At 61.4% G+C, this 15,073-nt stretch carries 12 protein-coding genes; 3 read left to right on the forward strand and 9 right to left on the reverse strand.

Annotated elements, in window-relative coordinates; genetic code table 11:
* Positions 1-119: 119 nt before the first annotated feature.
* Positions 120-959: a helix-turn-helix transcriptional regulator gene (locus G6N83_RS06565; protein ID WP_165140496.1), complete on the reverse strand. Its 840-nt coding sequence runs from the start codon at positions 957-959 to the stop codon at positions 120-122.
* A 213-nt stretch (positions 960-1,172) separates the two neighbouring features.
* Here G6N83_RS06565 and G6N83_RS06570 point away from each other — a divergent pair, with 213 nt between their 5' ends.
* Positions 1,173-2,105: an SDR family oxidoreductase gene (locus tag G6N83_RS06570; protein WP_165140498.1), complete on the forward strand. Its 933-nt coding sequence runs from the start codon at positions 1,173-1,175 to the stop codon at positions 2,103-2,105.
* An 18-nt stretch (positions 2,106-2,123) separates the two neighbouring features.
* Here G6N83_RS06570 and G6N83_RS06575 read toward each other — a convergent pair whose 3' ends face one another.
* On the reverse strand, positions 2,124-2,825 hold the full coding sequence (locus G6N83_RS06575; protein ID WP_241246310.1) for a GntR family transcriptional regulator: 702 nt from the start codon (positions 2,823-2,825) through the stop codon (positions 2,124-2,126).
* A gap of 61 nt (positions 2,826-2,886) precedes the next feature.
* Between G6N83_RS06575 and G6N83_RS06580 the strand changes: the two genes are divergently transcribed.
* Positions 2,887-4,092: an MFS transporter gene (locus tag G6N83_RS06580; protein ID WP_375782619.1), complete on the forward strand. Its 1,206-nt coding sequence runs from the start codon at positions 2,887-2,889 to the stop codon at positions 4,090-4,092.
* 33 nt (positions 4,093-4,125) lie between these two features.
* Positions 4,126-4,395, forward strand: coding sequence for a hypothetical protein (locus G6N83_RS06585; RefSeq protein ID WP_165140504.1), 270 nt, complete (start codon positions 4,126-4,128; stop codon positions 4,393-4,395).
* A 106-nt stretch (positions 4,396-4,501) separates the two neighbouring features.
* Here G6N83_RS06585 and G6N83_RS06590 read toward each other — a convergent pair whose 3' ends face one another.
* From G6N83_RS06590 to G6N83_RS06620, 7 genes are all read right to left on the reverse strand, one after another.
* Positions 4,502-5,335 carry a formate/nitrite transporter family protein gene (locus G6N83_RS06590; protein ID WP_165140506.1) on the reverse strand — a complete coding sequence of 278 codons (834 nt, stop codon included), beginning with the start codon at positions 5,333-5,335 and terminating at the stop codon, positions 4,502-4,504.
* Positions 5,336-5,439: 104 nt separating this feature from the next.
* Positions 5,440-6,777, reverse strand: a complete 1,338-nt coding sequence (gene dnaB / locus G6N83_RS06595) for a replicative DNA helicase (RefSeq protein WP_165143217.1) — start codon at positions 6,775-6,777, stop codon at positions 5,440-5,442.
* A 586-nt stretch (positions 6,778-7,363) separates the two neighbouring features.
* The gene (locus G6N83_RS06600; protein WP_206535834.1) at positions 7,364-8,821 is read right to left on the reverse strand and encodes a GH1 family beta-glucosidase; all 1,458 of its coding nucleotides are present in this window, start codon (positions 8,819-8,821) and stop codon (positions 7,364-7,366) included.
* Entirely contained in the window at positions 8,812-11,136 is a 2,325-nt protein-coding gene (yicI, locus tag G6N83_RS06605) for an alpha-xylosidase (RefSeq protein ID WP_165140508.1), read from the reverse strand. Before yicI ends, G6N83_RS06600 begins: the two co-directional genes overlap by 10 nt.
* Positions 11,136-13,178, reverse strand: coding sequence for a beta-galactosidase (locus G6N83_RS06610; RefSeq protein ID WP_165140510.1), 2,043 nt, complete (start codon positions 13,176-13,178; stop codon positions 11,136-11,138). Before G6N83_RS06610 ends, yicI begins: the two co-directional genes overlap by 1 nt.
* Positions 13,179-13,220: 42 nt before the next feature.
* Positions 13,221-14,078 (reverse strand): carbohydrate ABC transporter permease, encoded by an 858-nt coding sequence (locus G6N83_RS06615; protein WP_183408459.1) that lies wholly within the window; start codon positions 14,076-14,078, stop codon positions 13,221-13,223.
* 8 nt (positions 14,079-14,086) lie between these two features.
* Complete coding sequence (locus tag G6N83_RS06620; protein ID WP_165140512.1) at positions 14,087-15,073, reverse strand: carbohydrate ABC transporter permease; 987 nt, start codon at positions 15,071-15,073, stop codon at positions 14,087-14,089.

Consider the following 15,073-nt stretch of genomic DNA (forward strand, 5'->3'; position numbering starts at 1 on the left):
AGATGAGGTTATGGATAACCTGTGTGCTCACTATGCCGTTTTACACTCCTGTAACAAGACCTTAACTGCCTGGTTCATTTTTGGATCCAAAGCACTCTCGCTGGGAAAAGCGCGTGTGTTCAAGCTCGGGACGATGCCCCTATCACCGCAAGCAGCTGAAGCTTGTCGTGACTCTCACTGCCCGGCTCTGCCGTATACACAAGCAAACGATGAGATTGATCGGGGTCGAACAGTGTTTGACAACTCAACTCGAGGTTTCCCACCTCGGGATGGATAAATCTTTTGATTTCGGGCGGTCGAACCCCTACTTCATGGGTTGACCAGAGTTCCCGAAATTCGTCACTGTGCTGTGCGAGCAACTCCGCGAACTGTTGAGCTTTCGAACCGGGGCCCCGCATGGTCGCGATTTCTCGAAGACCGGCCGCATACACGCGCGAGAGGACCTTCTGCTCAGCAAGCGGGTACGTTTCGCGGAACACCGGGTTCGTGAACCAGCGGTAACCCAGACTGCGCTCCGGGCCGGTGAACCGGCCCGCATCCCCGGTAAGCGCAATTCCCATCGGCGTTTGCCGAAGAGTCTCGCCGAGCTCCGTAACGATTTCGGCGGGGGTATCGCTGAGCCGGTCGAGGATGCGGAGGAGCCCGGGGCTGATGTGGTCACTCGTCGCGCCACGCGGAGGCAGGTTGTGCCCTGCCAACCGGAACACGTGATCACGCTCGTCGAGCGAAAGGTGCAATCCTTGCGTGATCGCGGCGACCATCTGTGCGGAAGGCTGAGGTCCCGTCCCACGCTCAAGACGTGCGTAATAGTCAGTCGACATATGACAGAGCGCAGCGACCTCCTCCCGTCGCAACCCGTCCGTCCGCCGCCGCGGGCCCCGTGTCAGCCCTACGTCCTCCGGCTGCAGCGACTCACGCCTGTGCCGCAGGAATGTTGCTAGCCCGGCTCGATCAATCACGATGCCCACTCTCCTCCGTGCTCAGCGATGTGGGCACAATCCGTTTCTACCTCGGGCCGAAGACGGGAGCCAGGGCTTCCCAGAGCACCCCTCACGAAAGACACTGATTGGCAAACAGTGGATATGCCGGCCCTGAATCCGCGTGCAATAAGCCATCACGCTTGATCCCACACCACAATATGTGGCTGATCTCCCCTCGACGAAGGAAGCACAATGCCTCACGCCAGCAACATCTCAACGCCGCACCTGCAGAGTTCGCTCGCTGTTGTTACGGGAGGGAGCGACGGTATCGGTGTCGTGATCGCGACCCACCTCGCGAGATACGGGGCTGAAGTCATCCTGCCGGTCCGCTCGACCGCGAAGGGAGAACTGGCGATCGCTCGTATCCGTGGCGACGTCCCCGGGGCAAAAGTCAGCACGCGGGCGCTCGATCTGTCATCGCTCGATTCGGTTGCTGAGCTCGTCGACGAACTCACGCGCGAAGGTCGTGCCGTCAACATTCTCGTAAACAATGCGGGAGTGATGACGCCCCCGAGTCGTCAGGTCACAACTGATGGCTTTGAATTGCAGTTCGGCACAAACCATCTGGGTCACTTCGCCCTCACCCTCGGGCTTCTGCCGCTCCTGAAAGCGGGGGGCGCCCGCGTTACCCATCAGACGAGCATCGCGGCACGAAGCAGTGAGATCGATTGGGTAGATCTGAATTCAGGGCACAACTACGACGTCATGAAGGCGTACAGCCGGTCAAAGCTTGCCGTCGCACTCTTTGCACGCGAACTTGATGCACGTAGCCGTGCACAGGGATGGGGTATTTCGAGCAATTTCTCTCACCCGGGGGTATCACCCACCAATCTGCTAGCCGCTCAGCCGGGTCTCGGGCGAGACAGGGACACGGGCGCACGCCGCATCATCCGCGTGATGTCCCGGCTCGGTCTCACGGGCACAGTGGCGAGCGCCGCGCTTCCCGCTGTGAGGGCAGCCGCTGATCCGACTTCCAGTGGTGATCAGTTCTACGGTCCGAAGCGCGTTCTTAGCGGACCGCCCTCCCTGCAGAAAAAGCTGTGGGCCCCGATGCAGAACATGTCGAATGCGCGGAAGCTCTGGGAAGCATCGGAAGCGCTGGTCGGCTCGAGGTTCGCAGTCTGATCGAACCGGGACCGTCTCTCACGGGTTGGGCAGCGGCGGTGGGGTTGTCGACGACTCGATAATCGAAAAGCCTCGCCCACGAAGCCGACGGTGCTCTTCCGAAAGGTGCGCCATCAGACGATCACGAGTTCCTCGAACATGCGCTGAAATGAGCGTGTCAGCGCGCTCAGCATCGCCCGCACTCATGGCGGCGATAATCGCAACGTGTTCAGCACGGGCTAGCGCCCGCGACTCGGCCGTTCGTACTTCAAGCCACCGCGTGCGACTGAGCCGCGTGAGCGACGCACCGACTGCGTCGGCCAAGAAGCTGTTTCTCGATAGTCGTGCGAGAGCAAGGTGAAAGTCTCCCCCATCCCGAAGGCCGGATTCTTCGCTGTCATCTCGCGGCGCTGAGTCGACGAGTGCCCGAAGTGTCGCCAGCTCTTCGGCATCTGCGCGATCGATGGCGAGAGCGACCGCAGCTTTCTCGATCGCTTCTCGATACTCCATGACCGCCCGAATTTCGGCGAGGTCGATGGGAGTCACCTGCCACCCCCGACCCACACGCTCCGTGAGTCCTTCGTTTTCGAGCCGCATCAGTGCGGCTCGAATGGGTGTGCGTGAAGCACCGAGAAGTGCTTCGAGCCCGCGTTCGCTGAGCTTCTCACCCGGAACAAGATCAAGCGACAGTATTGCCTCGCGCAGCGAAGCGTAGATCGTGCCGTCAGTCTGCGTTGCCACTCGACCCCCTTGGTATACCACTATCGTATACCGAAACGGTGTACCTGGAACGGAGGGGCTTGTGGCAAACGTAACGACGAGTGGAGTCGAGCGCGTTCCTTTCGCCGCATGGCGGATGCTGGGATTCGGCGTCGCCGCGCAGTCAGCGGGCACGTTCGTCGTCAGCACTCCCGCATTTCTCATCCCGATGCTGCATCTGCAGCAGGGAGTGTCTCTTGCGGATGCCGGCATGCTCGCCGCCGCTCCCACCTTCGGCATGGTGCTGACTCTTGTCGCGTGGGGCGCACTGGCCGATCGCATCGGCGAGCGCTGGGTCATCGCGGGCGGGCTGGCTCTGACGGCGGTCCTGACCGCGATCGCCGCGTCGACGTCAGGTTTCGTCGCTTTAGGGCTGCTGCTCGTGCTCGCCGGTGCTGCATCCGCGAGCACGAATTCCGCGAGTGGCCGCATCGTTGTCGGTTGGTTTCCGCGGCAGCGGCGAGGTCTTGCGATGGGAATCCGCCAGATGTCACAGCCGCTCGGCGTCGCGCTGGCAGCGATCGTCGTGCCGACTCTCGCCGAGAACTACGGGGTTGGTGCGCCGTTCCTGGCGGCAGCAATCGCGCTCGCTGTGCTCACTGTCGCATGCGCCGTCGCGATTGCGAACCCGCCGCGTCCGGTGCGTGCAGCTACGTCAACCTCGCAGTCCAGGAATCCGTATGCCAACGGGCCGTTCTTGGTTCGGATTCATATCGTGTCGATTCTGCTCGTCATTCCCCAGTTCACGCTGTCGACCTTCGGGCTCGTGTGGCTCGTCGGTGGCCTGCAGTGGAACGCGACAGCCGCGGGCGTGCTCATCGCGGTGTCTCAATTCATCGGCGCGCTCGGTCGAATCGTGGTCGGATTCGTGAGCGACCGCGTCGAGACCCGAGTGGGCGTCTTGCGGTGGGTAGCGGTCAGCTGCGTGGGAGTCATGCTGCTGCTCGCGGGAGTCGGAGAGCTCCACTGGAGCGCAGCTGCTGCGGTGGTGCTGATCCTCGCGAGCACTGTCACCGTTGCCGACAACGGGCTCGCCTTCACCTCGGTTGCGGAGGCGGCCGGTCCCGCGTGGGCTGGGCGAGCACTCGGGGTACAGAACACGGGGCAGTTCGTTGCGGCATCCGCTGTCGGGCCAGGCATCGGCGCGCTTATCGCGCTGGTCGGTTATCCACTGACCTTCGCCCTTGTTGCGCTTGCGCCGCTCGCGTCCCTCGGGCTTATCCCGAAGCGCGATCAGCACTGGAGTTGAGCGGTAATGTGCCGAACACCGGATAATAGGCCCATGACCTACCCCGTCGAACGCCGCTCCAATCCGACCGCCTGGGCCGCCTTCTGGTTCGCGTTGGTCGGCCTCGTGCTCATGCCCATCCCCCTGTTCATCGGCCTGATCCTCGGCGGCGGGCTCTCCGTTGTCGCTGCGATTTTCGGCGTAATCGCGCTCCTGAAGGGCCTCGCGCGCAGCGGCAAGGGCATTGCGCCCGTCGTGTTCGCCGCGATCTTCATCGCGCTCACGTGGGGCGGCATTTCCATCGGCGGCGGCACCATCTGGTAAGTCGTAAGTCCAAGAGAGCCATCCTTCTTCGGAGCTACATCGCTCGGATCAATCCGCACCGGCGGCGTGATCGCCTCAGCCGTACCCCCCCCCAGCCCCGATGCGCCTAGTCGCGGTGGAAGCGGCGGTCGTCATTCGCGTAGGCGTAGTAGAACCCGATCAATAGTCCGCCGCCGACGTAGTTGCCAAGAAGAACGATTCCGAGGTTTCCCAGAACAAGTCCGATGTCGAGGCTCTGTTGCAGGCCGACGATCATGAACAGAACCGTGTTTGCAACGGAGTGCTCGAAGCCGACGAAACCGAACACGAACACACTCGCAATCATCACGAGCATCTTGCCGACGTCGCTCTTGATCAGGCCGTTGTAGACCAACAGCATCGCGAGGTTGATCATGAAGTTGCAGAAGATGGCACGGACGAACAAGTCACCCCATCCGGCGAAGCTCTCGCCCAGGTACGCGAGCTTGTGGTCCACCGCCTCGCTCATCTGCGCACCGACCTCTCCGCCGCCAAGCGTCGAGAGTCTCACCATCAGGGCGACGAACAGCCCGCCGATGATGTTGCCTGCGTAGCAGAACACCAGGATGCGCAGAAGCCGCCACCATGCGGCGCTGCGGTAGTAGGCACCGACTGTGACGATCATCATGTTCGAAGTCAGCAGCTCGGACTTGCTGTAGTAAATGAACACCAGCGCAAACCCGAACACTACCGCCCCGACCATGTGGCCGACTCCGACGAGTTCCCCGCGCGCGATGCCGTCGAACGCCGCAAGCACCGTGTAGTACGTGAGGTACATCACGCCGATGATCGTGCCCGCCATGGCCGCACGCATCAGATATATGCGGATCAGAGCGCCGCTCATGACCGTCTTGGTCTCCAGCGCACCCAGCACTGTCGAAATGAACTGCTTGCCGGGGAACAGCTGACTTTGATCGGCCATGTCGTCAGGCTCTCATATACCGGCCGACTTGCTCTCCCGATCGCAGAAACGCCCGCCTGGTTGCTTCGCAACAGAGGGCACCGCAGCGAGAACCTTCAACAGTGTTACGGCCCGACTGCCATGTCGGTGAAGCGGGAGAAGTGACCTTGGAACGCGACAGTTATCGTGTCGGTCGGGCCGTTTCGGTGCTTCGCCACGATCAGGTCAGCTTCGCCCGCACGCGGACTGTCTTTCTCGTAGGCCGCCTCGCGGTGCAACAGCACCACCATGTCGGCATCCTGCTCGATCGAGCCCGATTCACGAAGGTCGCTCAGTGCTGGCTTCTTGTCGGTACGCTGCTCCGGACCACGGTTCAGCTGTGACAGCGCGATCACGGGCACGCCGAGCTCTTTCGCCAGCAGCTTCAGCGCACGTGAGAACTCGCTGACCTCTTGCTGACGCGACTCGACACGCTTACCGCTCGTCATGAGCTGCAGGTAGTCGATGATCACCATCTTCAAACCGACGCGCTGCTTGAGACGACGGCATTTCGCGCGAATCTCCACCAGGGTCATGTTGGGGCTGTCGTCGATGTAGAGCGGTGCATCGTTGATGCGGCCGCGGGTTGCCGCGATCGTCGTCCAGTCACGCGAGTCGAGCGTTCCCTTACGCATCGCCTGCAGCGGGATTGCGCCCTCGGCACTCATGAGGCGCATTGCGATCTCGCTGCGGCCCATCTCGAGCGAGAAGACGATGGTCGGCATGTTGTGCTTGATCGCGGCGGCACGCGCGAAGTCGAGCGCGAGCGTCGACTTACCCATTGCCGGACGAGCCGCAATGATGATCATCTGGCCGGGGTGCAGCCCGTTGGTCAACTGGTCGAGTCCCGAAAAGCCGGTCGGGATGCCGGTCATCTGACCATCCCGTCCGCGGGCTGCTTCGATCTCATCGACAGCCGCGTCAACGGCGATGGTCAACGGAACGTAGTCTTCGGCGGCATCCGCGCCGGTGACGCCGTAAATCTCCGCCTGGGCGTTGTTGACAAGGTCGAGCGCTTCACCCTGGCCCGAATAACCCAACTGCACGATGCGCGTGCCGGCCTCGACAAGGCGGCGAAGCAGCGCTCGCTCAGAAACGATCGACGCGTAATACCCAGCGTTTGCCGCCGTCGGAACGATCGACGTGAGGGTGTGGAGGTAGTCAGCGCCACCGGCGCGCTGCAGCTCGCCGGTCTTGATGAGCTCGTCTGTCACAGCGACGACGTCGGTCGGTTCACCGTGCGAGTAGAGGCTGAGGATCGCTTCGAAGATCAGCTCGTGCTTTGGAACGTAGAAGTCGACACCGCGCAACGTCTCGATGACATCGGCGACGGCATCCTTCGAGAGGAGCATTCCTCCGAGCGCGCTCTGCTCTGCCAAATTGTCGTGGGGTGGGGTGCGCTCATGCTCCCGGCGGCTGCCCATTCGGTCTTCAGAGATGTCGGCGATTGACACAGTGGTGACGCTCCTCTCAGAAGACTGCCCAGTAACCCGGGCACAAGTGTTGGGGGGTAAAAAACGATCGTGCTGGTGCCCGGCTTAACCCCGCGTAACCACTTGACCATCACCCACCGACATCGTTGTCTGCATGTGCGTGCCGGAGCCCCTCGCGCCCGACCGGGACCACGCTATGGGCGAGTCTTCACACCCGCAAATCTGCCTGTGGATAACTATGTGAATAAGATGCGCGAAACGCCGTGCAACCTGTGCACAACAGCTGTGGATAAAGTCGCGGCGTTACCACATCGGAACATTTTTTTATCCGTCTGAACAGGCTTTTGTACGAAGAATTCCTGTGGATAGCGATGTGGTTTAAGTGTGGGTTGAAGGTTGTGATGTGCAGGTGAAGGTTGTGCACAACGCCGCGCGCGAATCACGCAAAGTGTTGCGTTCCTCGCCAGTGTGTGCATCGGCCGCAACGCAAGGAAATGACTTGTCATGGAGCTGCTTGGCGGGCATAATCGCCGAAGCGCACCACGCGAGTCGTGCGTGGTGCGCTTCGATCAAGGTCTCAGGATGCAGCGTCCTTCTGTGTTGCCTCACGCCGATCAGCGAGGAGCTGACGAAGCCACCGCGCGCTGTCTTTGAGCACGCGCTGTTGCGTGTCGAAATCGACGTACACGATGCCGAATCTCTTCGCGTACCCGTAGCCCCACTCGAAATTGTCGAGCAGTGACCAGACAAGGTACCCGCGAAGGTCAACGCCACGAGAGATGGCACGTTCAGCCGCCGCGAAGTGGCGTTGAAGATAGTCGACTCGCTCCGAATCCACGACCCGCTTTTCGGAGCCGATCACCACGAGATCATCCGGGAAAGCGGCACCGTTTTCCGTAATCATCAACGGCTGATCGGGAAACTCTTCGTGCAAATGCACCAAAAGGTCTTCAAGGCCGTCGGGGGCGATATTCCAGCCCATGTCGGTGAACGGTCCGTCCTGTGCAAGAAACTCGATCGAGTCACCGCCAGGCCACGGAGACCCGCCGACCATTTTGTGGCCATCATTTTGTTCGCGCGGACTGACACCGTCCCACATCCGTACCGTCACGGTCGAGTAGTAGTTGACCCCGAGGACGTCGATCGGCTGGTGGATCGCTGCGAGGTCCTCATCGTGGACGAAACCCCAGTCCGTCACCCCCACGGTGTCGGCGAGCAGGTCTTCGTCGTATCTGCCTCGAAGGATCGGGCTCGTGAATGCGCGGTTGGCGAGAGCATCCACTCGCCGGATCGCCTCTGGAGAGGTGTCGTGCACGCCGCGTGGCACATGGAAGTTCAGTGTCACCGACACATCAGGACTGTTGGTCGCCGCATGCCGAATTTCAGGAACCGCCAGCCCGTGCGCGAGGTTGAGGTGGTGTACGGCGGCGAGCGCGTCGGCACCCGATGTGCGCCCGGGAGCATGGGCGCCGGACCCATACCCGAGATACGCCGAGCACCAGGGCTCATTCAGCGTGGTCCATATGTGAACCCGATCACCGAGCTGCTCCACAGTGCGTGCCGCGTACTCGGCGAAGCGCAGCGCTGTGTCGCGCACCGGCCAGCCGCCGGCATCCTCGAGCTCTTGGGGCAGGTCCCAGTGGTAGAGCGTCGCGATAGGTCGGATGCCGCGCGCCAGCAGGCCATCGATGAGTTTGGAGTAAAACCGCACACCCTCGGCATTCACCGGCCCTCGACCGGTCGACTGAAGGCGCGGCCATGCGATCGAGAAGCGATAGGCCTGCAGGCCCATATCCGCCATGATGTCGAGGTCGCTTTCCCACCGGTGAAAGTGGTCGTCGGCGACGTCTCCCGTATCCCCGTTCCACGTGCGACCGGGAGTGTGACTGAACGTGTCCCAGATCGACGGCCCACGACCGCCCTCGTTGACGGCACCCTCGACCTGATAGCTCGCCGTCGCAGATCCGATGATGAAGTCGGCGGGAAAGCTCATACCAGGACGACCGTGGTGGCTTTCGGACTCGGTTATGCCCATGACACTTCAGCCTTTCCCTCGCTCGATAGTGCAGTGTAAACACCGGAAGAGGTGCGAACCCGAAGACTCCACTCGGTATCGACATCAGCCGACACGTTCGCTTTGCCGTCAGACCAGATGACCTCGAACTGTCCGCGAGTGCCCTCGGGAGTCGTCACGACGACGTCACGGCGGCCAGACTCGGCAGTTGGGTACAGCTCCAGCACAAGTCCGTCGAGATAGTCGTAGTCAGGTCGATCATCGCGGCCGCCCCTCGCGAGCACCGCACCATCCCGCACATACAGCGGGAGGCTCGCATAGCCGTGCTGCTCTCGTATCCAACGGCCGCCAGCCACCCTTTCGCCTGAGATCAGGTGTGTCCATCCGCCCTCCGGCAGATAAAAAGAGACGTCACCGGTGGCACTGAAGACGGGCGCGACGAGCAGGTCGTCACCGAGCATGTACTGAGCATCCAGGTAGCTGACGGCGGGCTCGTCGGGGAAGGCGAGGGCCATCGGTCGCATGACAGGCAGGCCACGTTCATGAGCCGCCTCACCGGCCGCGTACAACATCGGCATCAGCGAGAGCTTCAGGCGCGTGAAGTAGCGCGTGATCTCCACAGCCTCGTCGTCGAAGGCCCAGGGCACTCGATATGAATCGCTACCGTGCAGCCGCGAATGGCTCGACAACAGGCCGAATGCCACCCACCGCTTGAAGACACCGGCATCCGGTGTCCCCTCGAACCCGCCGATATCGTGACTCCAGAAACCGAAGCCCGACATCGCAAGCGAAAGCCCGCCGCGGAGTGTCTCGGCCATCGACTCGTAGGTCGACGTCGAGTCTCCGCCCCAGTGCACGGGCATCCGCTGTCCGCCGGCGGTCGCGGCCCGCGCAAACACGACAGCTTCACCCTCGCCGCGGTAGTTCTCGAGCAGGTCAAAAACGGCTTCGTTGTAGCGCTGGGCGTAGAGATTGTGCATCGCTTCGGGGTCGCGATCGTCAAAATATCTGACGTCCGTCGGGATTCGCTCACCGAAATCGGTCTTGAAGCAGTCGACACCCTGATCAAGCAGCGCCTTGAGCTTCGACTGATACCAGGCGACGGCATCCGGATTCGTGAAGTCGACGAGCGCCATCCCCGCTTGCCACATGTCCCACTGCCAGAGCGAGCCGTCGGGGCGCGTGACGAAGTATCCGTGCTCACGCGCCTCCGCGAACAGCGGGGAACGCTGCGCGATGTAGGGATTGATCCATACGCAGACCCGCACTCCCTTTTCGTGAAGCCGTGCCAGCATGCCTTCGGGGTCAGGAAACACCCGCGAATCCCACTCGAAGTCCGACCAGTTGAATTCCCGCATCCAGAAGCAGTCGAAATGGAAGACACTCAACGGAATGTCCCGCTCGGCCATCCCATCGATGAAGCGAGAGACTGTGGCTTCGTCGTAGTCGGTCGTGAAACTCGTCGACAACCACAGCCCGTACGACCATGCGGGCACGCGGGATGGTCGGCCCGTCAGCTGGGTATAGCGATCGAGCACGGTTTGCGGATCGCCCGCGATGACGTAGTACTGCAGCGCTTCGCCCGATACCGAGAACTGCACGCGTTCGACAGACTCCGTACCGACTTCGAATGACACGTGACCCGGGTCATCGACGAAAACTCCATAGCCGCGATCCGAGATGTAGAACGGCACGTTCTTATACGACTGCTCGCTCGAGGTACCGCCATCGGCGTTCCAGATGTCGATGGTCTGGCCGTTCTTCACCATCGGCCCGAAGCGTTCACCGAAGCCATAGATGTGTTCGCCGACTCCCAGCGAAAGTTGTTCGTGGAGATAGTTCTTGGTGCCGCGGGGCCGAAGCCGGCCAGTTTCTGCGATCTGCTCCGGTTCGACGTGCGCGTCGGATGCCACCTCGGCATAACCCACGGATTTCTCGCCGCTGCGAGTCAACTCTTTTCCATCCTGAGTGAACCGCAGCGACCACGGAGCTCCGCGGTCGACGTGCGCTGTGAGATCACCACTGACAACTCTTGCTCCGCTGTCGTCGATCACGACCTCCGCGTGACCGAAGTCAGCACCTGGCAGGCCGAAGCCACCACGGTTCCTTGCTCCCTGGTGATGTTCCACGCGAACGCCGACAACGCCGGGTAGCGGTGCCGACAGAGTGACGCTCAACGAGGGCCGATTGAGAGTGTCTCCTCGTCCAGCGATGACTTTCGTGGGTGCAGTGATCTGCACTGTGTTGTCGGCACCGAGGCAAAGGTCATAAGCCTCCTGCGCGTACAGCACATTCACTCCGGGGCGGAGCGCCCAGAATCCATCGGTGAATTTCATCAGATTCTCTCTTCGATGACGCGTACGTCGAATGCCGGAACACTAATGCGACCGTTGACCAGGTCTCCGGTGAACATCTCCCGACCGTTCGCATCGAGTTCAACCGGCGCGTCGGTGTGGTTGATGGCGAAGAGGTACGAGCGACCATCGTCGTGCACGCGCCTCACGCGCTCCAGCTCGCCCCCGGCGCGTGCCACAGGTGACACGCCAGCACGGGATGCGATCTCGCCGACGGTTGCTCTCAGATCGGCCTCTTCGAGTCGAGTCGCAAGATAGGACGCGGAACCCTTGCCGACAGCTCTGGTCGTTCGCGCGGGGAGTCCCGCAAGTGGCCCGTCAGTGAAATTCGACACCGCTTCCGCACCGCGGAGAGCCACCCGCTCAGACCAGAACGTCCCGGTCGACCCGTCATCGACCGTGACGGATTCACCCGACACCAGCGGGAAGAACTCGTCGACGTGCACGCCGAGAAGTTCTCGGAATGCACCCGGGTATCCGCCTTCGCGCACGCGGTTGGACTCATTGACGATCCCAGACAGGTACGAAATCAGCACGTGGGCTCCCGACTCGACGGCGGAAGCGATGGCAGCAGCTGCGGCATCCGTCGTCAGGTAGAGCGTCGGCACGAGAATCACCCGGTAGCCGCTCAGATCGTCTTCGGGCGAGATTACATCTACCGCGAAACCGTTCGCGGAGGCAGCGTCGTGGAACGCGCGGGGCAGATCGGTATCGCCGATGAGATCGCTCGGCTTCGCACCGGATCGTAACGCGGCGATCGCGTCGTGGTCGAACAGCAGCGCTATCTGCGCCTTCTCAACGCGCGACCCGACCACCGGCGCGAGCGTGCGGAGCTTCTCTCCAAGCCTCACGACATCACGGAAAATCTGAGAGTCCGCCCCCGCGTGCGGCACCATCGCAGAATGAAACTGCTCGGCCCCAGCCGTCGATTGACGCCATTGGAAGAACATTGCGCCATCCGCTCCGCGAGCGATATGAGAAAGAGTGTTGCGGGCCATTTCGCCTGGCCCTTTCGCACGGTTGACCTTCTGCCAATTGACAGCTGCGGTGGAATGCTCGATGAGCAACCAGGGTCGGCCTCCCGCTAGGCCCCGAACGCGGTCAGCAGAGAACGCGAGCTCTTCGGCGCGACGGTCGTCGGTTCCCATCGTGTAATGGTCGTTCGCGACCACGTCGACTTCTTCGGCCCAGCGCCGATAGAACCCCGCGCCGGGACTTCGCTGCACCATGAAGTTCGTCGTAACGGGGATGTGCGGGGTCACGCGCCTCAGCACTTCGCGCTCAGCGAGGTAGTGGGAAAGCAACGAATCGGATGTGAAACGGTCGAAATCCAGAAGAAGGCCCGGATTGTGCTGAGTGCGACTGTGTCGCGGCGGGATCACCTGAGCAAAGTCGGTGTAGTGATGGCCCCAAAACGCTGTGCCCCAGGCGGCATTCAGCGTCTCGATCGCTCCGTACTTGTTGCGAAGCCAGCCCTGCCAATCCAGTTCAGTCTCAGCGTCGAAGGTCCACCCGTTTTCATTGCCGATCTCATTGCTCACGTGCCACATGCGAAGTGCCGGGTGCGAGCTGTAACGCGCAGCCAACTCTTCAACCATGCGCAGGGCGTACTGGCGGAAGATCCGCGATGCGGGCGACCACGCAAGCCGACCACCCTGATGCACGCGAACACCGTGAGCATCAACCGTCGAGATCTCGGGGTGAGCCTGCAGCAGCCACACGGGGGGCGCCGCTGTCGGAGTCGCGAGATTCACACCGATGCCACCGGCATCGAGCATGTCCATGATGCGATCGAGCCATCCCCACTCGAACTTTCCGTCCGACACCTCGATCAAGCCCCAGCTGAAGACGCCGAGGTTCACCAGGTTGACGCCGGCCTCGCGCATGAGCGCTACATCGTCTTTCCAGACGTATTCCGGCCACTGTTCCGGGCTGTAGTCGCCGCCATAGGCCATTCCGGCACTTGGCCACGAGAAGGAAGTTCCCTCCGGAAGGTCGTGCGAAGGCGAGACAAAACTAGACATTGCGTCCTTTCAGACATGAAGAATGTGGCACTGAGCGGCTAGTTAGCCCTTAAGACTGCCGCTCAGTAGATCGAGTCGCCAGTACCGCTGCAGGAACAGCATCATCGCCACAAGCGGAATGATCGAGATGAGCGCGCCGGTAATCGCAAGGGTGTACAAAACCGGGGTTCCTGTGCCGCGATTCAGCAACAGGTAGAGGCCCGTCGTCAGCGGGAACATCGATTCGTCGCTGAGCATGATGAACGGCAACAGGAAGTTGTTCCAGATTCCGATGAACTGCAGCATGAAGACCGTCACGAGCCCCGGCAACATCATCGGCAAGGCGAGAGAGCGGAAGACGCGGAATTCACTCGCACCGTCGATTCGTGCCGCCTCGATTGTCTCTTCGGGCACGGACCCCTGTGCGTAGATGCAAGCGAGATAGATGCCGAACGGGTTGATGATGCTCGGCAGCAACACTGACCAGTACGTATTCGCGAGGCCGAGATTCGTCATCAGGAAGTACTGCGGAATGGCGAGTGTGATCTGAGGGAGAAGCACTCCCGCGAGCAGAATCGTGAAGATGAGTGCGCGACCACGGAACTGGAATCGCGCCAGCGCATATCCGGCCGAGGCAGATACGAGCGTCGAAATGAGCGCCCCACCGCCGGCATAGATCAGCGAATTAAGACCCCATAGCCAGTACTGGCCATTGTTGAAGGTCGATAGATCAATGATGTTGTCGATAAATCCGGTGCCGGGAAGAAACGAGAAGGTGGTGAAAAGCTCACCACTCGTCTTCGTCGACGCCGAGATCACCCAAATAATGGGAATGAGTGTGTAGAGCGCGCCCAGAAGCAGCACGATCGTGGGCACGATGCGGGTCCGAGTGCGACGCCGGTCGGGAGCGAGGACTGACATGTGGGGTCCTATCGGGCGTTGTCGAAAGTGCGACGCTGAAGCACGCGAAGCAACAAGATGGAGATCAAGAGGGTTCCGAGCGCCATAACGACGGATGCAGCGGCAGCGCCGGACACATCATCGGTGCCGAATGCGTCGCGGTAGATCTTCATGAGCGGGAAGAACGAGTACGAGATGGACGACGACAGTGTGCGCAGCGTCATCGGCTCCCCGTATGCCTGAAGCGTGCCGATCAGCGAAAAGAGCAGCGTCAGCAAAAGCGCCGGCGCGAGCAACGGAATCTTGATGTGCCATGCAATCCGCCACTCCGGCGCACCATCGAGTTTCGCTGCTTCGTAGATCTCCGCGGGGATCGATCGGAGAGCCGTGTACAGGATGATCATGTTGAAACCGACTGCTGCCCAGATGGCGATGTTCGCGAGCGACCCATAGATCGAATTAGAACTGAGGAAGTCAAAGTCGGGCAGCCCGATGGCGTTGAGCGCGTAATTGAACGGGCTTGTCGTCGGCAGGTACATGAAGCCCCACAGGAGCGTGGCAATGACCCCGGGAACCGCATAGGGGAGGAAGATCGCGGTGCGCGCGAATCGCGTCGCTTTCACTCCCGGTAGATCTAGCAGCAGCGCGAACAGAAGAGCGAGCCCCAGGGTGAGCGGCACCGCGATGAATCCGAACAACGCCAATCGGCCGAACGATGCGATGAATTCCGGGTTCGTGAGGTACGACACGTAGTTTTCGAACCCGACAAATACTTGTGTGCGCTTGCCGAATGCGCCACCGTCAACCCGCAACCCAACGAAGCTGAGGTAGATCGCGTAACCGATCGGGATTACGAGGAAAAGAACGAACAGGACGATTGCAGGCGCGAGAAATGCCCACGGTGCGAGTGTCGGACGAATGGATCCCCGGCGCTTCCGTTCACGAACGGTATCTTGCCGCTCGCTCGTCGGATTCGTGACAAGTGCTTCCGGTGGTCCCTGAGTCAGAGAGGACAT

It is taken from the genome of Microbacterium endophyticum (genome assembly GCF_011047135.1).
Classification (GTDB): domain Bacteria; phylum Actinomycetota; class Actinomycetes; order Actinomycetales; family Microbacteriaceae; genus Microbacterium; species Microbacterium endophyticum.

Coding starts and splice junctions, on each gene's coding strand:
- G6N83_RS06570 (WP_165140498.1), top strand. CDS start 1,173: ATGCCTCACGCCAGCAACATCTCAACGCCGCACCTGCAGAGTTCGCTC.
- G6N83_RS06585 (WP_165140504.1), top strand. CDS start 4,126: ATGACCTACCCCGTCGAACGCCGCTCCAATCCGACCGCCTGGGCCGCC.
- G6N83_RS06590 (WP_165140506.1), bottom strand. CDS start 5,335: ATGGCCGATCAAAGTCAGCTGTTCCCCGGCAAGCAGTTCATTTCGACA.
- dnaB (WP_165143217.1), bottom strand. CDS start 6,777: ATGGGCAGCCGCCGGGAGCATGAGCGCACCCCACCCCACGACAATTTG.
- G6N83_RS06600 (WP_206535834.1), bottom strand. CDS start 8,821: ATGGGCATAACCGAGTCCGAAAGCCACCACGGTCGTCCTGGTATGAGC.
- yicI (WP_165140508.1), bottom strand. CDS start 11,136: ATGAAATTCACCGATGGATTCTGGGCGCTCCGCCCCGGAGTGAATGTG.
- G6N83_RS06610 (WP_165140510.1), bottom strand. CDS start 13,178: ATGTCTAGTTTTGTCTCGCCTTCGCACGACCTTCCGGAGGGAACTTCC.
- G6N83_RS06615 (WP_183408459.1), bottom strand. CDS start 14,078: ATGTCAGTCCTCGCTCCCGACCGGCGTCGCACTCGGACCCGCATCGTG.
- G6N83_RS06620 (WP_165140512.1), bottom strand. CDS start 15,073: ATGTCCTCTCTGACTCAGGGACCACCGGAAGCACTTGTCACGAATCCG.